General features: G+C 60.1%; 17 protein-coding genes. 10 read left to right on the top strand and 7 right to left on the bottom strand.

Features of this window, described 5'->3' with window-relative positions; genetic code table 11:
• Position 1 precedes the first annotated feature (1 nt).
• Positions 2-3,013 carry a bifunctional [glutamine synthetase] adenylyltransferase/[glutamine synthetase]-adenylyl-L-tyrosine phosphorylase gene (locus HCR76_RS08630; RefSeq protein ID WP_166990028.1) on the top strand — a complete coding sequence of 1,004 codons (3,012 nt, stop codon included), beginning with the start codon at positions 2-4 and terminating at the stop codon, positions 3,011-3,013.
• Between the two features lie 67 nt (positions 3,014-3,080).
• Here the strand turns inward: HCR76_RS08630 and glnA are convergent, their stop codons facing one another.
• A complete protein-coding gene (gene glnA / locus HCR76_RS08625; RefSeq protein WP_166990027.1) occupies positions 3,081-4,505 on the bottom strand; it encodes a type I glutamate--ammonia ligase in 1,425 nt (474 codons plus the stop codon).
• A 136-nt stretch (positions 4,506-4,641) separates the two neighbouring features.
• Here glnA and HCR76_RS08620 point away from each other — a divergent pair, with 136 nt between their 5' ends.
• Positions 4,642-5,097 (top strand): RDD family protein, encoded by a 456-nt coding sequence (locus tag HCR76_RS08620; protein ID WP_244971523.1) that lies wholly within the window; start codon positions 4,642-4,644, stop codon positions 5,095-5,097.
• Positions 5,098-5,101: 4 nt separating this feature from the next.
• Here HCR76_RS08620 and HCR76_RS08615 read toward each other — a convergent pair whose 3' ends face one another.
• Complete coding sequence (locus tag HCR76_RS08615; protein ID WP_166990025.1) at positions 5,102-5,809, bottom strand: DUF4191 domain-containing protein; 708 nt, start codon at positions 5,807-5,809, stop codon at positions 5,102-5,104.
• 153 nt (positions 5,810-5,962) lie between these two features.
• On the opposite strand from HCR76_RS08615, the gene HCR76_RS08610 reads away from it, so the two are divergent.
• On the top strand, positions 5,963-7,339 hold the full coding sequence (locus HCR76_RS08610; protein WP_166990023.1) for a serine/threonine-protein kinase: 1,377 nt from the start codon (positions 5,963-5,965) through the stop codon (positions 7,337-7,339).
• Here the strand turns inward: HCR76_RS08610 and sucB are convergent.
• The 3 genes from sucB to HCR76_RS08595 form a co-directional block, all read right to left on the bottom strand.
• On the bottom strand, positions 7,336-8,739 hold the full coding sequence (gene sucB / locus HCR76_RS08605; protein ID WP_166990021.1) for a 2-oxoglutarate dehydrogenase, E2 component, dihydrolipoamide succinyltransferase: 1,404 nt from the start codon (positions 8,737-8,739) through the stop codon (positions 7,336-7,338). The genes HCR76_RS08610 and sucB overlap by 4 nt on opposite strands.
• Before the next feature lie 44 nt (positions 8,740-8,783).
• Entirely contained in the window at positions 8,784-10,157 is a 1,374-nt protein-coding gene (lpdA, locus tag HCR76_RS08600) for a dihydrolipoyl dehydrogenase (protein WP_166990019.1), read from the bottom strand.
• Positions 10,158-10,255: 98 nt separating this feature from the next.
• Positions 10,256-11,734, bottom strand: a complete 1,479-nt coding sequence (locus tag HCR76_RS08595) for a leucyl aminopeptidase (RefSeq protein WP_166990017.1) — start codon at positions 11,732-11,734, stop codon at positions 10,256-10,258.
• 84 nt (positions 11,735-11,818) lie between these two features.
• Here HCR76_RS08595 and HCR76_RS08590 point away from each other — a divergent pair, with 84 nt between their 5' ends.
• The 4 genes from HCR76_RS08590 to HCR76_RS08575 all read left to right on the top strand — a co-directional run bounded on the left by HCR76_RS08590 (position 11,819) and on the right by HCR76_RS08575 (position 16,284).
• Positions 11,819-12,751 carry a proteasome assembly chaperone family protein gene (locus tag HCR76_RS08590; RefSeq protein ID WP_166990015.1) on the top strand — a complete coding sequence of 311 codons (933 nt, stop codon included), beginning with the start codon at positions 11,819-11,821 and terminating at the stop codon, positions 12,749-12,751.
• 20 nt (positions 12,752-12,771) lie between these two features.
• Entirely contained in the window at positions 12,772-14,091 is a 1,320-nt protein-coding gene (locus HCR76_RS08585) for an MFS transporter (protein WP_166990013.1), read from the top strand.
• Between the two features lie 181 nt (positions 14,092-14,272).
• Positions 14,273-15,544 (top strand): RNA polymerase sigma factor, encoded by a 1,272-nt coding sequence (locus tag HCR76_RS08580; protein ID WP_235934059.1) that lies wholly within the window; start codon positions 14,273-14,275, stop codon positions 15,542-15,544.
• A 38-nt stretch (positions 15,545-15,582) separates the two neighbouring features.
• A complete protein-coding gene (locus HCR76_RS08575) occupies positions 15,583-16,284 on the top strand; it encodes a coenzyme F420-0:L-glutamate ligase (RefSeq protein WP_166990009.1) in 702 nt (233 codons plus the stop codon).
• A gap of 66 nt (positions 16,285-16,350) precedes the next feature.
• On the opposite strand, the gene HCR76_RS08570 is transcribed toward HCR76_RS08575, so the two are convergent.
• Positions 16,351-17,370, bottom strand: coding sequence for a sugar-transfer associated ATP-grasp domain-containing protein (locus tag HCR76_RS08570; protein WP_166990007.1), 1,020 nt, complete (start codon positions 17,368-17,370; stop codon positions 16,351-16,353).
• A gap of 131 nt (positions 17,371-17,501) precedes the next feature.
• On the opposite strand from HCR76_RS08570, the gene HCR76_RS08565 reads away from it, so the two are divergent.
• Positions 17,502-18,035: an alanine racemase C-terminal domain-containing protein gene (locus HCR76_RS08565; protein WP_166990005.1), complete on the top strand. Its 534-nt coding sequence runs from the start codon at positions 17,502-17,504 to the stop codon at positions 18,033-18,035.
• Positions 18,032-19,102, top strand: coding sequence for an alanine racemase (locus HCR76_RS08560; protein WP_166990003.1), 1,071 nt, complete (start codon positions 18,032-18,034; stop codon positions 19,100-19,102). Before HCR76_RS08565 ends, HCR76_RS08560 begins: the two co-directional genes overlap by 4 nt.
• A gap of 66 nt (positions 19,103-19,168) precedes the next feature.
• Here the strand turns inward: HCR76_RS08560 and HCR76_RS08555 are convergent, their stop codons facing one another.
• Complete coding sequence (locus HCR76_RS08555; protein WP_166990001.1) at positions 19,169-19,393, bottom strand: DUF7455 domain-containing protein; 225 nt, start codon at positions 19,391-19,393, stop codon at positions 19,169-19,171.
• 179 nt (positions 19,394-19,572) lie between these two features.
• On the opposite strand from HCR76_RS08555, the gene HCR76_RS08550 reads away from it, so the two are divergent.
• Positions 19,573-21,669, top strand: coding sequence for a DNA gyrase/topoisomerase IV subunit B (locus tag HCR76_RS08550; protein WP_166989999.1), 2,097 nt, complete (start codon positions 19,573-19,575; stop codon positions 21,667-21,669).
• Positions 21,670-21,673 lie beyond the last annotated feature (4 nt).

Here is a 21,673-nt window from a genome sequence, read left to right as displayed (position 1 = left end):
CATGGCTCAACGTGATCAATCGGCTCTCAGTGGGCTTGCTCGTGCGGGATTCTCACGGCTCAGCGAAGCGCGTCACTGGTTGACGGAGCTCAGCGAACTCCTGAGCATCCCACCCGAGGAGATCGCTCCTGAGCTCAGTATTGCCGCGGACCCTGACGCTGCGCTCAATCACCTCATCGATCTGGAACGCTCGGATTCTGGATCGGTGAAGGCCCGCTGGGCTGACCGGTCTCAACGCGAAGCCCTTGTGCGCGTGCTGGGCGCGTCGAGCGGGCTCGCAGAGTTTCTTCTGAGACATCCCGAGCATCTCAACGTCACAACCCTCACGGATGCTCCCATGCCTACAGCCTCCGAGATGAAAAACGACCTCTTCACCGCACTCGGGGTGCGCAACGGCTTCGCCGAATCGGCGGATGACGTCGCAGTCTGCCTACTCCGTGAGAGATATCGGCGCATCCTTACCCGAATCGTCATCTTTGACCTCACCGCTGACGACCCCACCGAAGTTCTCGATAGCGTAACGAGCCTTCTTGCAGACGCAGCTGCCGCCGCACTCGAGGCCGCACTCGCCATTGCACGTACGCGTCTGTGCGATCCTCCCGTCGGAAACCCGATCTTTCCGCGCGCGGATGTCGAGCGTACTCGATTCGCGGTGATCGGCATGGGGAAGGCCGGGGCACGAGAACTCAATTACGTTAGCGACGTCGATGTGATCTACGTCGCTGAGAGCGAGGGAGAGCTCAGTCAAAGTCGCGCCATTGATGTGGCTACACGACTCGCAATGCAGATTCAGCGAATCATCGACGAGCCTGATAGCGAACCTGGCCTCTGGGAGGTCGACCCAAATTTGCGCCCAGAGGGCAAAGACGGCGCGCTCGTACGTACTCTCGACTCACATATTGCCTACTATGAGCGATGGGCAAAGAGTTGGGAATTTCAGGCGCTCCTCAAGGCGCGACCGCTTGCTGGCGATGCGGATCTCGGCAGCGAGTACGTTGCCGCCACATCGCCGCTCGTCTGGGCGACCGCGCATCGCGAAGACTTCGTCGAGTCCGTGCAAGCAATGCGGGGACGCGTAACGGCGAATATTCCCTCGGATGAAGTTCAGCGTCAGATTAAACTCGGGCCGGGTGGTCTGCGGGATGTGGAGTTCACCGTTCAGCTCCTGCAGCTTGTGCATGGGCAGACCGACGAGAGCGTTCGTCAACGCGGCACGCTTCCCGCCCTCACTGCGCTGTCTGACGCCGGCTATATCGGTCGACAGGAATCGGCCGACTTTGCCGAGGCTTACGCGTACTTGCGTGTTCTCGAACATCGTCTGCAGCTTGTGCGGCTGCGCCGCACTCATCTGATGCCTCGCGATGAAGAGAGCCTCCGTGTACTTGCTCGTTCCACTCGCCGGCCGGGTGGTGCCGCTGGTTTGCTGCGCACGTGGGAAAAGACGAAACACGATGTGCGCGAGCTTCATGAGCGTCTCTTCTATCGCCCGCTCCTCAGCGCTGTCGCGGCATTGCCCGAAGACGAGTTGGCACTGAGTACGGATCAAGCGAAGGCCCGGCTTACGGCGATTGGGTTTCGTGATCCTCGAGGCGCTCTCGCACACATCGCCGCACTCACCGCGGGGGTATCACGACGCGCGACGATCCAGCGCCATCTGCTTCCCGTCATGCTCCGCTGGTTCGCCGAGGGGACCGACCCTGACTATGGCCTTCTCGCGTTCCGGCGCCTGAGCGATGCGCTCGGATCCACTCATTGGTTCTTGCGCATGCTGCGCGACTCATCAATGGTCGCGGAACGACTTACTCGTGTGCTGTCAAGTTCCCGGTATGTCGGCGAGCTTCTCGCGGCTTTCCCTGAATCGTCTGCCTGGCTTGAAAAGGACCGCGAGCTTCGACCCCTTGACCTCGCTGCGCTCCGAGCCGAGATGCAGGCGATATTCTCACGCCACGAATCTCTCGAACGTGCAACTAAGGCTGTGCTCCGGGTTCGGCGCCGCGAGATACTTCGCCTCGCTCTCGGAGCGGTTCTCGACATCGATGGCGTTACCGAGCTGGGGCCCGCCCTTGCCGACATCACCGATGCGACACTGCAGGGAATGCTTCGACAGATCAGATCGACCGTGCCTGGGGGAGAACTTGTCGAGTTTGCGGTGATTGGAATGGGACGGTTCGGGGGAGCGGAACTCGGATTCGGATCCGATACTGACGTCGTCTATGTGTTCCGGGCTCTCACAGAAGAAACTGAGAAGGCTCAAGCAGTCGCGCAGAAATATGTGTCTGAACTGACGCGCCTGACTGATGACCCCGTATTGCCTCTTGATCTCGACGTCGACCTGCGTCCTGAAGGAAAAAACGGCCCCGTCGTCCGCTCACTCGAGTCGTACCGCCGCTATTACGAACGGTGGTCGCTCACCTGGGAAGCGCAGGCATTGCTTCGCGCACGAGGGGTGGCCGGCGATGAAAGTCTTGTCACCGATTTCATATCACTTGCCGATGCCGTTCGATACCCTGTTCAGATCAGTGAGAACGACGTGCGCGAAGTCAAGAGAATCAAGGCACGTATGGAAAACGAGCGACTGCCTCGCGGCGCTGATCCTCTGCGTCATGTCAAGCTCGGCAGAGGGTCCCTCAGCGACGTTGAATGGTTCGTTCAGCTCATCCAGCTGCAGCACGCGCACAGCATCCCCGCGCTACAGACGACATCCACTCTTGAAGCTCTCGATGTTGCGGCCGAACATGGGCTTATCAAGACAGACGACGCAATCCAGCTGAGGGAAGCGTGGATCTTCTCGTCTCGTGCACGCTCGGCGATGACTTTGTGGCTCAACCGCACCACCGATGTTCTGCCCATCGAACGCAGGCAGCTTGAGGGCATCGCTCGAATTCTCGACTATCCGCCGGGTTCTGCCGCGCTGCTCGAGGAAGATTACTTTGCCATTACGCGCCGCGCGCGACGTGTTTTCGAGCAGTCCTTCTACGGACGCCCCGACATCCCCCATACGCGAGCGTTCTAACGGACGACAGCGTGCAAAAGGGCCAGCCGACTCGGCGTCGCCTGGCCCTTTCGCTGCGTGTGGGGATCTACACGCCGTAATACAGCTCAAACTCATAGGGATGCGGCCGCAACGCCAGAGGCTTCAGCTCGTATTCGCGCTTGTAGTCGATCCACGTGTCAATGAGCTCGCGCGTAAACACGCCGCCCTCGAGTAAGAAGTCGTGATCCGCTTCGAGAGCCTCGAGCGCGGCTCCGAGCGAGGCAGGAACCTGCGGGATTCCCTTCGCCTCTTCCGGTGGAAGCTCGTAGAGGTCTTTGTCGATCGGCTCCATCGGCTCAATGCGATTCTTGATGCCGTCGAGACCCGCCATGAGCTGGGCAGCGAACGCGAGGTACGGGTTACCCGAGGCATCCGGGGCACGAAACTCGATACGCTTTGCCTTGGCATTCGTTCCCGTTATCGGAATGCGAATGGATGCCGATCGGTTACCCGCCGAGTACACGAGGTTCACGGGCGCTTCGAATCCGGGAACGAGGCGGTGGTACGAGTTGACTGTCGGGTTCGTGAACGCCAGCACCGCGGGGGCATGAGCGAGCAGCCCGCCGATGTACCAGCGAGCGACATCAGAGAGCCCACCGTACCCGTTCTCATCATAGAACAGCGGCGTGCCGCCGTTCCAGAGCGACTGGTGCGTATGCATGCCCGACCCGTTGTCACCGTAGAGCGGCTTCGGCATGAACGTCGCCGTCTTGCCCCACTGCGTCGCGGTGTTCTTGACAATGTACTTGAACTTCAGAATGTCGTCTGCCGAGTGCACCATCGTGTCGAACCGGTAGTTGATCTCACCTTGGCCTGCCGTGCCGACCTCGTGGTGGCTTCGCTCGAGTTCAAGGCCAACATCGCCGAGTTTGATGCAGATGTCGTCGCGCAGGTCCGCGTGCTGGTCGACGGGGCTCACGGGAAAGTATCCACCCTTGAATGGAGTCTTGTTCGCAAGGTTTCCGCCGGCTTCCTCACGCCCGGAGTTCCATGCGCCTTCGCTGGAGTCAACGCTGTGGAATGCCGAGTTCTCCTTTACCTCATAGCGGACGTCGTCGAAAATATAGAACTCGGCTTCCGGTGCGAAGAACGCCGTGTCTGCGATGCCCGTCGACGAGAGGTACTTTTCGGCCTTCTTCGCAACCTGACGAGGATCTTTCGAATAGATCTCACCAGTGCGGGGGTTGTAGATGTCAAAGATCAAAACAAGGGTGCGCTCACGACGGAACGGGTCGACGTACGCAGTCGAAACGTCAGGGATGAGCTGCATATCCGATTCATGGATGCTGGCGAAGCCGCGGATCGATGACCCGTCGAACAACTGACCCACGCTGAAAAATTCCTCGTCAACCGTGGACGCCGGGATGTTGAAGTGCTGCTGCACCCCCGGTAGATCCGTGAAACGGATGTCGACGAATTTGACATCTGTCTCCGTGATGAAATCGAGAACTTCCGAGGGGGAACTGAACATGCGGGTCACTCCAGATGTCTGACTCTGATCAAGCTGCACGATGCAACGACCACCACCATAGAGCCGAGCGATTTCTCGACGATATCGCTCATGTTTCCATGATGTTTCGTTAGTGCGGCACAGCTAGAATGGCTTCGTGCCACCTTCCAACATACCTGGTCAGACTTTCGGAGATCTTGCTCCGAGTGAATATCCCGGGGAGCGGCTCGGTCTTCCGCGGGAGGGACACGGCAGCATTGCCCGGTTCGGGCGTCGGCTGCTGGGCGTCATCATCGACTGGGCAATTGCATCAGTCATCGTCTCTGGCGCTGGAGTTGCATTGCCGTCGCTCACCGCAGTGGCACAGAATCCGGCAACGATTCCAGTGGTTTTCGCCCTGCTCCAGATTCTTTTCATTCCAACAATCGGTGGGAGTGTCGGCCATCGGCTGTGCGGCATGCGTTTGGTCCCGATTGTCGGGGGTTATATCGGATTATGGCGGGCGATCGTACGAACGCTGCTCTTGTGCCTTATTCTCCCGCTGCTCGTCTGGGATTCAGACCAGCGCGGCTTTCACGACAAGATCGCCGCAACCGTGCTCATTCGGGGCTGATTGCTCAGCGTGCACGCTGAGGACGAACCTTGTACGGGTCAACGCCCTTCGGAATCGGCAACTGGTTATTGAGCGATCCCAGTCGGTTCGTCACAGCAAGAACTTCGGCTTTCGTCAGTTCGCGCTTCACCTTACGCATTGATTTCGCAAGCTTGTACAGCGGAATGGAGCCCTCATCGGGTCCGACCTGGAATACCGAGATCGGAACATTCGGAAGAACGCGCTTCACCTTGCGGCGTTCGTCATCGAGCATGCGCTTAGTGCGAGACGCCGGCCCCTCAGCGACAAGCGCAACACCGCCGCGCCCGACTGCCCGATAAATGGCGTCTTGGGTGCGACCGTTCACGTTGACGGGCATTTCACTTCCAGCCCAGCCGCGCGGAAGAGAGCTCTTGAACACGGCGCCGACGGCGCCCGCCTGGCCGCTGATCTGGCTGTAAGCTGCTTTCTCCGCACGACGACCGAGAATGATCATGGCAGCGAGCAGACCAGCGAGCAGGCCAGACAGAATCCACATGATCATCATGAAGACGTTGCCACCTGCGAGCAAAACCGCGAGCAGCACTCCGGCTGCAACGCCAAGCACGAGCCCGAGCAGCATCCACCATTGCGCCATGGAATCGTAGCGACGCGTCATCTGGAAGACTTGCCACATCTGCTTGAGGCGGCCAGGTTCCTTCGGAGATTTTGCGCGTTTTGACTCTCGTGCCATGACATTAAGGATACGTCACAAGGCGCCCTCGTTTTCTCCCCACCTGGCCCCAGAGCATCGAACTTTCGCCCACAGCGCACGATCGCGCGCAGGTTGCTCACAATGAGGCTCGATTCTCGCCGCCATCGTCGTGATAAACGCGACACTCGGATCATGAGACGTTCCGAAGTATCCTCCGCACATGCGACCATGCGCGACGTGCGTCTGGAGGGCGAGCTCTGCGGTTTCCGCGTGCTGAGACGCATACACACGGGCGAACGCACTCACGCGTTCTTGGCTCGCGACCTGCACGACGATCACGTCGTTCTGCGTGTATTCCCGGGGCCAGACGGCCCCGCACGTGCGCGAGATGAGCTCGATCTCAGCTCTCGCGCACCACGTGCTCACCTGCAGTTGGCGCGTGACGTTGGAGTGAACTCCACGGGTGAGCCCGTCCTTGTCTGCGAACGGCTCGGAAGCCGGCTCAGCCAGCAGCTTGAGGGCGGAGGACATATTGCTGCTGGGTCGGTCGTGACCCTTGCCGCTCCGCTCGCAACGACCCTGCGAGCTCTTCATGACAGCGGAAGTACCCATGGGGCGGTCGATGTCGCGCACGTTAGGCTCGCGTCCGACGGACGTCCCGTTCTTGTCGGAGCAGACGGCGGCCTGCCTGCTACCCCGAGCAGCATTCGTGCCGACCTTGAAGGTCTCGCCCATCTGATCACGGCTGCCCTCGAACATAGCGATGAGAGCTCACGGTCACGCGCACTTTCCGACGTCACCGGTTGGCTGCACAACCAGCTTTCACGCGACGGCAAGCCTTCCGCGGATCTCTACGCCGATCTTGAGTGCCGCATCTTCGCTCTCGCGGAACCGCTTCCGTTTGCCGTCGGGCAGGAACCGGAACCGACCGGACATCGTAACGTTGCGCGGCGATCCGCCTCCCTTCGGGAGAGAGGGCAGGACTCGACGCTGTCGCGTCTGCTAGAAGGGGAGGTCTCGTTCTCCCTTCCTGTTCTCGTCACGCCGCTCCGACACCTTTTCTCTGCCTTTGCGCGTACGACACGCAGACGCCGCCTCACACTCGTTGCCGTTCTTGTCTTCCTCGCGAGCGTCGCTGGAGCACTCTGGCTGATCCCTCCGTCGTCGTCGGCAGATGAATCGCCGCAGACCACGCCGCAATCGACGAGCATCACGATGCCAGCGGCCTCGACATCTCTGACACCTGTTGACGCTCTTACTGAGCTGCTGGCTGTGCGTTCGACGTGTCGCGAACGCACCGCTTCGGCACAGTGTCTCGCCTCCGTCTATGAACCGATGTCACCCGCTCTATCTGCAGAGACGGCCGCTGCCGAGTTGGGAAAGACAGACCCGTTTCCCGTACTCAGCCTTGACAAAGCGAAGCGAACGCTCGACGCGCAGAGCGAAACCGGGGGCGCTGTCATCGTGGTCGTGACGAGCGTTCACAACGCCGACACGAACAAGCCGGTCTCCGTCTTGCTCGTGAAGACGGAGACCGGCTGGTTGATTCGCGATGTGTTCGACGCTTAGAGACCGAGCTGTCCCTCGAAGTCATCGTTCTCGAGACTGTGCCTGATTGAATCGAGAAAGCGTGATGCGTCCGTGCTGTCAATGATGCGCTGGTCGTACGAGAGCGAGAAGTACACAGTGGAACGGACGGCGAAGGCGTCAACTCCACCCGCATCGACAACTGCGACACGTTTTGTCACCGTTCCGCTGCTGAGCGATGCAGATTGCGGCAGAAACACCACGGGAGTCTCAAAAAGGGCGCCGCGTGCCTCTGAGCTTGCGATCGTGAACGAACCGCCCGACAACTCGTCTGGCTTGAGGCCGTTGGAGCGCGTACGTTCTGCAAGATCGTGGATGGCCGTTGCCAGCCCAGCGACGTCAAGCGACGACGCATTCTTGACGACCGGACTGAGCAGACCACGATCAGTGTCAACGGCAACGCTGAGATTCTCGGCGCCCGGGTAGACGATCTGCTCGCCGTCTACCGTCGCATTGATGATCGGATGCTCCTGCAGAGCCTGCGTCGCCGCCTTGGCGAAGAACGGAATGAACTCGAGAGCCTTTCCAGTCTTCTCGGTGAACGCGTCTTGCACCCGCGCGATGAGGTCGGCGATCGATGTGACGTCAACCTCGATCACCGTGGTCACCTGCGCCGTCGCCTGACGCGAGGCCACTGCCTGCTCGGCAGCGACCTTGCGGAGACGTGTCATCGGCTGCGTTGTTCCACGAAGCTCCGACACGGCCGCTGGAGTTGTCGCTTCAGCTGGCGTGTCGTCGGTGCGCGCAGCCGCTTCCAGGACGTCTTCCTTGCGGACGCGCCCTCCGACGCCCGTTCCCGTCACCGTGGAAAGATCGACGTCATGCTGGTTGGCCAAGCGTCGCACCAACGGGGTGACGTATCCAGCATTGCCCGTCACATCAACCGGTTCAGCTGACGACGAGGCACCCGCAGACTCTGCGGGCTCCGTCGACTGAGGGGCGTCTACGTCACTGGTCTCGTCGCTTCCTGACGCAGCCGGCTCGTCAGCGGCAGGAGAGTCAGCGTCGTCGTGAGTGTCCGAGTCGACGTGCTGAGGCTCTCGTTGTGGTTCGGGTTCTGCCTCAGGAGCTGGAGCAGGAGCTGCTGATTCCGTGGTCTCTTCCGAAGCAGGCTCGGAGGAAGAACCCGAACCGGATGCTCCGGAACCGTCACCGACTGTAGCGAGCGGCGCACCAACATCGATGGTGTCGTCTTCCGAGGCAAAGATCTCCTCGAGCACTCCCGCGACAGGGGAGGGGATTTCCGTGTCGACTTTGTCCGTCGACACCTCAAGCAGAGGCTCGTCGATCTCAACGTGATCGCCCACGTTCTTCAGCCATCGGGTGATGGTCCCTTCAGTGACACTGTCACCGAGTGCCGGAAGATTGACCGTTTCGCTCATGACCTAGTCTCCTTTAAAAGCAATTCCTACTCCTAGCGTAACGATCAGAGCGCGTGCAGGGGCTTGCCTGCAAGCGCGAGGAATGCTTCGCCCAGGGCTTCGTTCTGAGTGGGGTGTGCATGAATCAGCGGAGCGACGTCCTCGGGGTACGCTTCCCAGTTCACCGCAAGCTGCCCCTCGGCTATTAACTCACCGACGCGTGCGCCGATCATGTGCACGCCGACGACGGGACCGTCGTTGACACGGACGACCTTGATGAGTCCGCTGGTGTCGATGATCTCGCTCTTGCCATTGCCCGCGAGGTTGTAGTCGTACGCCGTCACCTTGTCGTCGCCGTATTCTTCTTTGGCCTTCGCCTCCGAGAGTCCGACCGACGCAACCTCTGGGTCACAGTACGTCACCTTGGGGATGTGAGTATCGGGAATCACGACCGGGTTCTGTCCCGCGATCTCTTCGGCGACGAAGATGCCCTGCTGGAATCCACGGTGCGCCAGTTGCAGACCAGGCACAATGTCACCGACGGCGTAGACGCCCTGCACGTTCGTCTCGAGGCGATCGTTCGTCAGAACGAAGCCACGATCCATCTCGATGCCGACCTCGTCATAGCCAAGGCCCTCTGTCACCGGGCCCCGTCCGACAGCGACAAGCAGCAGGTCGGCGTCAATCGTCTCGTCGTTCTCGAGGGTGACCTGAACTCCATCGTCGTTTTGGTCGACGCTCTTGAACTTGATGCCGATCTTGTAATCGATGCCGCGGCGACGGAACTGCCGCTCAAGAAGCTTGCTGATCGTTTCGTCTTCGTTCGGAACCAGATGGGGGAGTCCCTCAATGATGGTGACGTCAGCGCCGAACGAACGCCAGACGCTAGCGAATTCCACGCCGATCACGCCACCGCCGAGAACCGCCACCTTCTTGGGCACGTAATCGAGTGCAAGTGCCTCTTCGCTTGTGATTACCCTGCCGCCGATCTCAAGACCGGGAAGCGAGCGGCTGTACGAACCCGTAGCGAGAATCACGTTCTTACCGGTGACTGTCGTGTCACCGACCTGAACAGTCGTTGGCGAGGTGAGGCGTCCCTCGCCTTCGATCGTCGTCACCTTACGTGCCTTCACAAGACCTTGAAGGCCCTTGTACTTCTTGGCGACGATCCCCTCACGATATTTCGTTACGCCCTCGATGTCGATTCCCTCGAACGAGGTTTTCACTCCGAACTTCTCGGAGTCACGCGCACTGTCGGCAACCTCGGCTGCATGCAGTAGCGCCTTCGTCGGAATGCACCCGCGGTGAAGACACGTGCCGCCGACCTTGTCTTTCTCGATCAGCGCGACAGAGAATCCGAGCTCGCTCGCTCGGAGCGCCGCTGCGTATCCGCCACTTCCGCCGCCGAGTACGACGATGTCAAAATTCTGCTCCGACACTGAGCTTCTCCCTTTGCCGATTGTTGATGCGGTTTTGGTCGCACGCCGGTGTGCAGCAAACGACCGTTCGGTTGCGCTGAAGCGCCTCTTCGACCTTACTACGCGCCGGCATGCCGCTCGGCTAGCGTGAGAAGAGTTCGTACAGTGACGCCGGTGGCTCCCTTGCCGTTGTATCCGTAAGTGGACGTTCCATTGTCACCGGGGCCGGCGATGTCGAGGTGGACCCACGAAATCGGCTCGTCGGTGTCGGTTCGAGTGCCGATGAACTCAGACAGGAAGTGTCCCGCGACGAGCATTCCACCTTCGCGGCGCGAGAGATTCGCGTTCACGAGGTCGGCAACGTCTGAATCGAGCGCCGATCGGAGCTCGCTCGGAAGCGGCATCCGCCAGAATTTCTCGCCGACGCCGTCGGCAATGTCGACAACCTCGGCAGCACTCTCGTCGTTTCCCATGACGCCCGTGTATCGCTTTCCGAGTGCGACGACCGCTGCCCCAGTGAGCGTCGCAACGTCCACGATGAGATCGGGGTTCTCTTCACTCGCCGCGACGAGGCCATCGGCCATGACGAGACGTCCCTCAGCGTCGGTATTCGTGACCTCTACGGTTCGTCCGCCATACATCTTCAGAACATCACCGGGGCGTGTCGCCGAACCGGAAGGCATGTTTTCGGCGAGGCACAGCCACGCGGTGATGCGGGTATTGATTCCGATTCGTGCCGCCGCTGTGATCGTGGCGAGAGCGGTTGCAGCACCGAGCATGTCGTACTTCATGCCCATCATTCCGCTCGCTGGCTTAAGCGAGAGCCCGCCGGTGTCGAACGTGATTCCCTTTCCGACAAGCGCGATGTGTGAGGTGGCACCTGCGGGGGAGTAGTCGAGCTTGACAAGTCGTGGACCACGCTCCGAGCCGCGTCCGACGCCGAGAATGCCGCCGAAGCCCTCAGACTCGAGCTGAGCGACGTCCCAGACGCGCGTTGTGATCGGCAGATCGGAGGCCTCGTCGACTGCTGTATCGGCAAAGACTTCTGGCGTGAGCGCTGACGCCGACGTATTGCCGAGATCGCGCACAAGGTGCACGGCGCGTGCTGTCTCGACTACCCGCTTCGCTTCATCGGCGGTGAGCGGCTCGGGGGCGACGATCGTCACAGCCTCAACGGGACTCGTGCGCTCACTCATTCCCTTCTCCTGCGTGTATGCGTAGGCGCCGAGCGCTGCACCCTCCGCGACAGCGATCACATCAGCATGATCCGTCAGCGGAAAGGCAAAACGAACGGATGCTATGCCAGCAAGCTGTCGCACGGCTGCTCCCGCTGCTCCACGCAGCGCGTCGGCCGTCACCTCTCGACCGAGGCCAACGACTGCAATGACAGTGGATGGGGAGTCGGGGAGTACCACGCGCGACAGTGCATCTGCCGATCCGCTGACGCCGAGATTTGTCAGCATGTCGGTCAGGCTCTCAAATCCTTCGATGGCATGAAGTCGCGGCCCATCAGACGAGGAGACGGCACCGATTACCGTGATGTCAGTTTTTGTCGACGGGGCGGATTCAGTTTCGAATTCAAGAGAGATTTGGCTCATGTCTTCATGGTATCGGCGCGAACGTTCGCTCTGGGCACGACGCAGAACCGCCGCGAACGCTCCGTGCCCGAATAGCATGGGAGTATGAGCACCCCTGAAGACCTCGTTCGTTTCACGGAGTCGGCATCTGCCGTCCCCGCGGGGCTGCCGCTGGTCATCGGCCTTACCGGTTTTTCCGATGCCGGAAGCACGATTGCGCAAGCGGTCACATACCTGCGCGACAGCCTGAGTTATGAAGACGTCGCGATCTTCGATAATGACCAACTTCTGGACTACCGGGCGCGTCGACCCATCATTCAGTTTGAGCACGACCATTTGACAGACTATGCACCCTCCCGCCTCGCTCTCTCGCTGGCCTACGACGAATTGCACCGTCCGTTCCTCTTGCTCACCGGGTACGAACCAGACTTCCGCTGGGAATCCTTCACCCAGACAGTGCTGGGCTTGATCGAGCGTTTCGAGGTCAGTCACACAACGTGGGTTCATGGCATTCCTATGCCGGTTCCGCACACTCGTCCGCTTGGCGCCGCGGTCAGCGGCAACCGAGAAGAGCTCATTGAAACTTTGTCGATCTGGCGCCCGTCGACGCAGGTGCCGGCCAATGTGCTGCATCTCTTGGAGTATCGCCTTCAGCAGCACGACCTTCCGGTGACGGGCTTCGCCCTTCTGATCCCGCATTACCTGACCGAGACGGAGTACCCGGCTGCGGCGCTCACGGCGCTTGAGCTGTACACGGCGGCCTCCGGCCTGGTCTTTCCCAGCGATGAGCTTCGCGAAGATGGACGCCAATTCATAACACGCGTTGACGAGCAGGTCGCCGAGAACGGTGAGCTGCACAAGCTGGTGTCGTCGCTCGAAGCACGATATGACACATACATGGAGGGTTCAGAGCAGCGTCCGCCACTCACCATGGATGAGCACGACCTTCCGTCCGCCGACGATATCGCTGCAGAGCTTGAGCGCTATCTAGCTGGTCGGCGCACATCAGACGGCGAGGGCGACACCCCGACCCCCTGACGACGGCTACCATTTCTGGAGTGAACTCTCGTCGCTCGTGGATGGTTTTCGTCGTTGGCGTTTCGGCATACGTCGTCGCGATCCTTCAACGCAGCACTCTCGGAGTATCCGGAGTTGCCGCTGTCGAACGGTTCGACATCACTGCGGCAGCACTGTCGTCGCTCGCCGTCGTGCAGCTGGTCGTCTACGCCGCAATGCAGATCCCGATTGGTCTGCTCATCGACCGCTGGGGACCACGTCGGCTACTCATCATCGGCCTCATCCTGATCAGCATCGGGCAGGCTGTGCTCGCGATAGCACCCGACCTGTCGATTGCTGCACTCGGGCGCGTCTGCGTTGGAATCGGAGACGCAGGAATCTTTGTCTCGGTGCTGCGACTCGTCAATTATTGGTTCAGCGGCCCAATTGTTCCGTCACTTAGCCAGTGGACAGGAAATATTGGTCAGTTCGGGCAGGTGCTCTCTGCCCTTCCGTTCGCACTTCTGCTCAACACAATCGGGTGGGAAAGTGCCTACCTCGCCGCTGCAGCGCTGTGCGTGCTCATGCTGATCGGGGTTCTGATTTGCATTTCCGACCGGCCGGTTGATGACAGCACCGGTCCTATCCGACGCACCTGGGGGAGTTCACTCGATATTCTCGTGGATTCGCTTAAGCGCCCGGGTACCAGACTCGGTTTCTGGGCCCACTTCACAACTCAATCAAGCGGAACGGTGTTCTCTCTTCTCTGGGGCTTTCCCTTCATGGTCTACGCGCTCGGCATTTCGGAGTCGGCCGCCGCAGGTCTGCTGCTTGTCATTGTGTTCTCCGGCGTCGTCTTCGGGCCGATCCTCGGAATTCTCACCGCCCGTTTCCCTTTGCGGCGCAGCAATCTCGTTCTCACGATCGTTTCGACGATGGGCATCGCATGGACGATGTTCCTGGCATGGCCCGGACATCCGCCGATGTGGGTACTCATCGTGCTTCTTGTCGCCCTCGGTATTGGCGGGCCCGGTTCCCTGATCGGATTCGACTTCGCGCGTACCTTCAACCACAGTCGTGCACTCGGGTCGGCCAACGGCATCGTCAATGTTGGCGGTTTTCTCGCCAGCTTCACCATGATGTTCGTCATCGGATTCGTTCTTGATTTGCTGAGCCCTGGAGCAACGACGCCGGAGCAGACATACTCACTTTCTTCGTTCAAGATCGCCTTCCTTGTGCAGTACGTCGTCATCGGATTCGGCGTGGTCATGCTCTTTCTCGCCCGACGAACAACGCGCACACGTCTGGCTGAAGACGAGGGAATAAAAGTGGCCCCTCTCTGGGTTGCACTAGTCAGAAGGGAGCGCCGAGACGGAGACTGAGCGCGGCGTGTCAAGTGGTGACACGAATCCATGACATAATAAGAAATGGACCCATTGTGTCCCTTTCTGCATCACACGATGCGGACTGGGATTTGACATGGGTCTTAGTACTGTCCGAAATCGATACACGTCGGTGACTCAGCGCCACAACTGGCGCGCCACGGACCGAAAGGGTGCTCGCATGGCAAGCAAGCCTGCACAGAAAACGGACGCCACACAAGAGGCCGACGACACAGCCACCAAGAAAACGGCGGCCTCCGCGACGAAGTCACAGGCTTCCGCGAAGTCCACAACAAAGACTGAAGCGTCCGCACCGGCAAAGAAGGCAGCTGCGACCAAGACGACGCGAAAGAAGAAGTCGGTCGATCCTGTCGCTGAAGCGGTTGCGGATGAGTCCACTGCAGAGGCCTCGACCGACGATCAGGCTCCAAAGAAGCGTTCAACAGCGAAAGACGAGCCACTGCCGAAGGGCGCGCTCGTTCTCTCGCAGGGTGACGATGAAGACGAGATGCCCGTCTACTCGACGATCATCACCGGCGCGACAGCAGATCCTGTCAAGGATTATCTGAAGCAGATCGGCAAGGTTCCGCTGCTCAACGCCGCGGAAGAGGTCGAGCTCGCCATGAGGATTGAAGCCGGCCTTTTCGCCGAAGACAAACTGGGGCCGATGACGGATGCTGAGAAGCGGCAGAAGCTCGGACGCGAACTCCAGTGGGTCTCCCGTGACGGCCAACGAGCGAAGAGTCACCTTCTCGGCGCGAACCTGCGCCTCGTGGTGTCGCTCGCCAAGCGTTACACCGGCAGGGGAATGCAATTCCTGGACCTGATCCAGGAGGGAAACCTCGGTCTTATACGCGCGGTCGAGAAGTTTGACTACACCAAGGGCTTCAAGTTCTCGACCTACGCAACGTGGTGGATCCGTCAGGCGATCACCCGAGCAATGGCGGACCAGGCCCGAACGATCCGCATTCCCGTGCATATGGTCGAGGTCATCAATAAGCTCGCACGCGTTCAGCGGCAGATGCTGCAGGACCTCGGGCGCGAGCCGACCCCCGAAGAGCTCAGCAAAGAGCTCGACATGACGCCTGAGAAGGTCGTCGAGGTGCAGAAGTACGGCCGTGAGCCGATTTCTCTCCACACCCCGCTTGGTGAAGATGGCGACAGCGAGTTCGGTGATCTCATCGAAGACACCGAAGCCGTTGTTCCTGCCGACGCCGTCGGCTTCACCATGCTGCAGAAGCAGCTCGAGTCCCTGCTTGACTCGTTGTCGGAACGTGAGGCAGGGGTGATTCGCATGCGCTTCGGTCTTGGCGATGGGATGCCGAAGACTCTCGACCAGATTGGCGACACATTCGGCGTGACTCGAGAGCGTATTCGCCAAATTGAGTCCAAGACGATGGCGAAGCTGCGGCACCCGAGCCGGTCGCAGTCCCTTCGGGACTACCTGGAGTAGACCCAGCTTTCCGACGTTCTTTCACGAAAGGCAGGGTTATGGCCATAGAGGCTAATGAGGGCAAGGCTCTCGAGACGGTAGTCGACAGCGTCCGTTATCAACGCATCCCGGTGAGGACGCGTCTTGTGGGAGCGGACGACGACATCGTCGAGGTAGTGTCGACGTATGCCGGGGAACAGGTCCGTGACGGTGACGTCGTCTTCGTCACGGAGAAGATCGTGGCAATCACGCAGGGTCGCGCATACCCCGTCAACTCCATCAACCCGCGCCCACTTGCTCACTTCCTATCGAAATACGTCACCAAGACGTCGTACGGAATCGGGCTCGGAATGCCCGAGACAATGGAGATGGCTCTGCGAGAGTGCGGTACACCCCGCATCCTGCTTGCTGCGGCCGTGTCTGTCGTCTCGAAGCTGCTGAAGCGTTCCGGTGATTTTTACCGTGTTGCCGGTGAGAAGGCACGGGCGATCGATGGCCCGACAAGCCATACGATCCCGCCATACAATTCCCACGTCGTGCTCGGTCCCGAGCGCCCAGACGAGGTCGCCCAAGTGCTGAAATCAGCGCTGGGGGGCCGCGTGGACGTCATGATCGTCGACATCAACGATCTCGGAGGAAACATCCTCGGCAACACTCGCGGACACGCGAGCGATGATCACATGGTGCGCGTGCTGAAAGACAACCCTCTCGGGCAGAAACACCAGAGCACACCCATCGGCATCATCCGCTCACTGACATAGGCGATTCGACGCCAATGGCTCTGGGCTCCGCATAATGCGGAGCCCAGAGCCATTTCTCTTCACTCGCTAGAAACCGATGATGCTCTGGAATCGCGGACGACTGCCCGTGCGAATACCCGTAACACTCGGCTTGTTCTCATAGACTCCTGCGGCCCAGTTTCCCTCAACGAGGACCGGGCCCTCCGCACTCATCACGATGTCCCACCCGACATACTTCATGTCGGGCACCACGCGAGCGACGTCGTCGAAGAACGGCTGGATCGTCTCGACGAGCGGAAGCTCAAAGTCGGGAATCGACACCCCCGACTCCGGATGCGTCGTGTGTACGTTGTTATGAGAGTCGTAGCCTCGGCCCATCGACTTTCCATCGAGGCTCAGCATCGTGTAAAAGCCACCGAACGTCTGCTGATCGCTAGCCTGTCCGCGGCCGAATTTCTGCGCCATGGAGAGAATATGCGTCTTCTCGCCATCGAAGAAGGTCGTCACGCGTGTTGTGTTCGCCGTTCCTGGGCACACCGCAGCGAGAACAGGATGCTGCTCGATGACGTCTTCGAGCAGGAATTGCCCGTCGTCGAGGAGCTGCGTGCGGAAGCTCTCCCAATCGGTCACATCGTCGGCGCGATGGCGGTGCACGCCGTGCCCCGCGCTGCTAAATGGCACTTTTCCGATGACAGTTCCCGTGCGTTCGACGAATTCGCGAACCTGATCAGCCGAGGCTCCACGAACGTCGAGCCATTCGCGCTTGAGATACTCATTGAAGACCTTGTTGAACTCGATCTTGTCGTGGAAAATCTCTCGGTGCGCCGCCGCATCGTGTTCCATGGCGATGTGGTTCGAGATGGAATGCGTCATGAATGTTTCGCGCTCCGCGCGACTGAGGATCGCGTAGTCCCAATCCACATAGTCTTGGAATGCCGTCTCTCGAAATGCCGCCGACCACAGCATGTCCACGACAATTATCGGCGTCGGCTTGTGGTGCTCGGCCGAGACTTCCTTCGCCCGCTCGATGACCGACGCCACGTCCATACGGCGTGCTCGGTTCTTGAGGTAATCAAGGCGGATCTTGAGGCGGTTTGCCTTCGGCATGGCTCGGGGCACTCCTAACGTCGTCTGTCTGGAACACCCAAGTATAGAGAGCCACTGCTGTGCGCTGGCCTCGACGCTCCACGATAGACTGGGGTCGTGCTTTCGCGCGGGGGAGGAAAATGGTCTCGTTAATGTCCGAAGCTCACACAGCGGGCGCACGAGTACTGTATCTTTCTGCCTCCCAACGCTCGAAAATCATCGGTGCCGTTCACGGCGACGCAGATGCCGCTGCCGCGTTCGACTCGACACTCATGTCCGATCCCGTCCGATTATTCGTCGAGGTGCTCTCAACGAAACGTGTACCCGCGCATTCGGGCGTCTCGTACGGCCACACGTATGTCACGCAGCATCCGACAACACTGGCGCGCGTCGCCATCGGCTACGGTCATGGCATCCCTCGAAAGGCCGGCAACAGCGTTTCTGTTACCTGGTCACCGGCCGAAGGTCCCCCGATTCGTCTTCCGATTGTCGGGCGCGTGGCCATGGACGAGTTTGTTGTGGATGCGGGTGACGCTCCCGTACTTCCCGGGTCGCGAGTCTGCGTGTTCGGGGACCCGCGCAGAGGCGAGGTGTCGCTTGGGGAATGGGCAGAGTCACTCGGAGAATCGCCCGTGTCATTAGCTGCATGCCTCGATGGTCGCGTCGTGAGGAGCGTTTCCGAGTGATCCGAGCATCCCACGCGCGAGCTGTCGTTTCTCGCAGTGCACTCATTACCAATGCGCGACTGGTCGCGCAACGCGTCGCTCCCGCCGAGTTGGCTGTCGTCGTGAAGGACGATGCCTACGCCCACGGCATCACTGAAGTCGTTTCCGCACTCTCCGGAGCGGGGTTTCATCGATTTGGCGCGCTCGATCTCACCACGGCACGCGAAGTTCGCGAACGTGCGCCTGAGGCGATGGTGTTTGCCTGGGTGTTCGGCGAAGGCGACGACATCGCCACGGCGATCTCCACACACATTGACCTTGGCGTCTCCTATCCGTCAATGCTCGAGCGTGTTGCCGACGTCGCACGACGCATTGACCGCCGTGCTCGCGTTCATCTCAAAATCGACACCGGCCTGCACCGGGCTGGTGTGCTCGCCGGTGGTTGGCCGGATTTCCTCCAGCGTGCTGCCGAATTACAGAACGAAGGCGTCATCGACGTCACCGGCATTTGGACGCATATCGCCGAGGCATCCTACGACGCCGATTCCGCAGCGATCCGCCGGTTCGACGACGCGATTCGCCGTGCGCATTCCGTTGGCCTGCGACCTCGGCTGCGACATCTCGCAGCGAGTGCCGCATCGTTCGAGCGCGCCGATGCACGATACGACATGGTGCGTGTCGGGGCATTTGTGTATGGGATCGCACCCGGCGACGGTATTGGCCCTGAGCAGCTCGGGCTGACGCCTGCGCTCACGCTATCAACGACCGTGAGCGCCGTCGAGACCGTCCATAATCGCACGATCGCGCGCATTCCAGTCGGGCAGGTGAATGGGCTCTACAGCGATGCCGAGGGCGTCGTCGACGTTGCCATCCGAAATCGGCGTTACCCGTTCGTGCGGGTGACCAGAACTGAGGCTCACATTGACCTCAGCGGGAGTGGCGCAACGGTTGGTGACGATGTGTACCTCTTTGGCGACGGAACGCACGGAGAATCATCCCTTCAGGTGTGGGCTGATGCAATGGGGTCCATCGGTGAAGAGATCGTGATCCGCCTCGCACGTGCGGCGGAGCATGTCTATGTCGAATGATGTAGCGCCGCATTAACGACGACACGGGCGGATGCCGAAGCATCCACCCGCGTGCGTTGTGACGTCTTAGGCGCGACTGTCTTCGAGAAGACGATCAGATTCGTCGAGCCAGCTCTCGGCTACAGCCATGAGCTTGTCCTCGTATTTTTTACCGTGATGTGCGCAGAACAGAAGCTCGCCGTTGCTGACAACAGCGCGAATATAAGCTTGCGCGCCGCAGCTATCGCATCGATCCGCCGCGGTCAGCTGGGGCTGGACGGCGTCGACAGTTTGGGTACCGGTGTGCGACATGAGCTCCTCCTGACCTCACGGAGCGCCCTTTACGCCCCTCTTGCTCCAATGTAACCACGCCTCGCCTGAATACCTTCCTCATGTGCGGCGAGTTCGCTCACCGCGTACCCCGTCATCGGCCGTCACCCAAGGGGTGTCGGTGACCGAGATGATGCGCGGAGAGAACTACTGTTGAGTCTGTGAGTTCTGACTATTCTGCACGCCATCTCTCGGTTCTCGAGGGCCTGGAAGCTGTACGCAAACGCCCGGGAATGTACATCGGTTCGAACGGCTCACGCGGGCTCATGCACTGCCTGTGGGAAGTCATTGACAACTCGGTCGATGAGGCTCTGGCTGGGTACGGTGACCACATCGAGATTCGACTCAGGGAAGACGACAGTGTAGAGGTCATCGACCACGCGCGCGGAATTCCCATCGACATTGAACCGAAAACCGGACTGACCGGCGTTGAAGTCGTCTTCACCAAATTGCACGCGGGCGGCAAATTCGGCTCCGGTTCGTATTCATCATCGGGCGGATTGCACGGTGTCGGTGCGTCCGTCGTCAACGCGCTCTCCGAACGCCTCGATGTCGAGGTCGATCGCGACGGCAAGACCTGGGCCATGTCGTTTCACAGGGGTGAACCAGGAATCTTCGACGACAAAGGCGGAGCTCCGAGCCCGGAAGCACCGTTTACACCATTCAAGAACACGAGCGAGCTTCGGGTCATCGGCAAAGTAAAGAAGGGCGTCGCTGGCTCTCGCGTACGGTACTGGGCCGATCGTCAGATCTTTGAAAAGGGCGCCACGTTCAACGTCGACGATCTTCAGGGGCGCGCACGCCAGACCGCCTTTCTCGTGCCTGGGCTGACTCTTCGAATCGATGACGAGCGAGCCTCTGGTGCTGCTTCGTCAGAAGTCGTGACGTCCGAGTACCGCTTCGACGGTGGAATCTCCGAGTTTGTTGAGTACCTGGCCGCCGATTCTCCCGTCACCGATGTCTGGCGTGTCTCTGGATCAGGGTCGTTCGCAGAAACGGTGCCCACCCTGCAGAATGACGGCTCGATGGTGTCGGCTGAAGTGCAACGCACCTGCGAGGTGGACATTGCGCTTCGCTGGGGAACCGGATACGACTCAACCGTTCGATCATTCGTCAATATCATCGCCACTCCTAAAGGCGGAACCCACCTCTCCGGCTTCGAGCAAGGAATTCTCAAGGTGTTCCGCAAGGAAGTGGAAAAGAATGCGCGTCGCTTGAAGGCGGGGAACGACAAGGTCGAGAAAGACGATGTACTTGCCGGGCTCACGGCTGTGCTCAACGTCCGTCTTCCCGAGCCGCAGTTCGAGGGTCAGACAAAGGAAGTTCTCGGTACTCCTGCCGCTCGCACCATCGTGGCGAAGGTTCTCACCGATGCTCTGGCCGAGAAGTTCTCATCGACCAAGCGCGAAGACAAGAACCAAGTCTCTGTCGTGCTTGACAAGGTCGTCGCCGAGATGAAGTCGCGCATTTCTGCACGTGCGCACAAAGAGACGCAGCGTCGTAAGAACGCGCTCGAGAATTCGACGCTTCCGGCCAAGCTCGTGGATTGTCGCTCAAGCGACGTGGCGCAGAGCGAGCTCTTCATCGTCGAGGGTGATTCAGCACTTGGTACGGCGAAGCTCGCGCGCGACAGCAGCTATCAGGCGCTCTTGCCCATCAGGGGAAAGATCCTCAATGTTCAGAAGGCGTCGGTCAGCGACATGCTCTCCAACGCCGAGTGCGCGGCAATCATTCAGGTGCTCGGGGCCGGCTCTGGCCGCACTTTCGACCTTGACATCGCCCGGTACGGCAAAGTCATCTTCATGAGCGATGCCGATGTCGACGGGGCGCACATCCGGATGCTGCTGCTCACGCTCTTCTTCCGATACATGCGGCCCATGATCGAGGCCGGTCGCGTTTATGCCGCGGTGCCGCCTCTGCACAGGGTCGTCGCTGTCAATGGCGGGTCAAAACCAAACGACGTTCTGTACACTTACTCGGAGCAGGAGCTTCACGGCGTTCTGAAAGGTCTCGAGCGCAGCAAGAAGAGGTACAAGGAGCCGATCCAGCGCTACAAGGGGCTCGGCGAGATGGATGCGGATCAGCTTGCGGAGACCACAATGGACCGCAAGCACCGCACCCTCAGGCGCGTGCACATCGAGGATGCCGCATCGGCCGACACGGTCTTCGAGCTGCTCATGGGAAACGACGTGCCTCCGCGCAAAGAGTTCATCATCGACAATTCAGACAGGCTCAGCCAGGAACGCATCGACGTCTGAGCCC

Source organism: Paramicrobacterium chengjingii, assembly GCF_011751765.2.
Taxonomy (GTDB): domain Bacteria; phylum Actinomycetota; class Actinomycetes; order Actinomycetales; family Microbacteriaceae; genus Paramicrobacterium; species Paramicrobacterium chengjingii.
The sequence above is the reverse complement of the archived record's forward strand: the minus strand, read 5'-3'. Positions and strand labels throughout refer to the sequence as shown.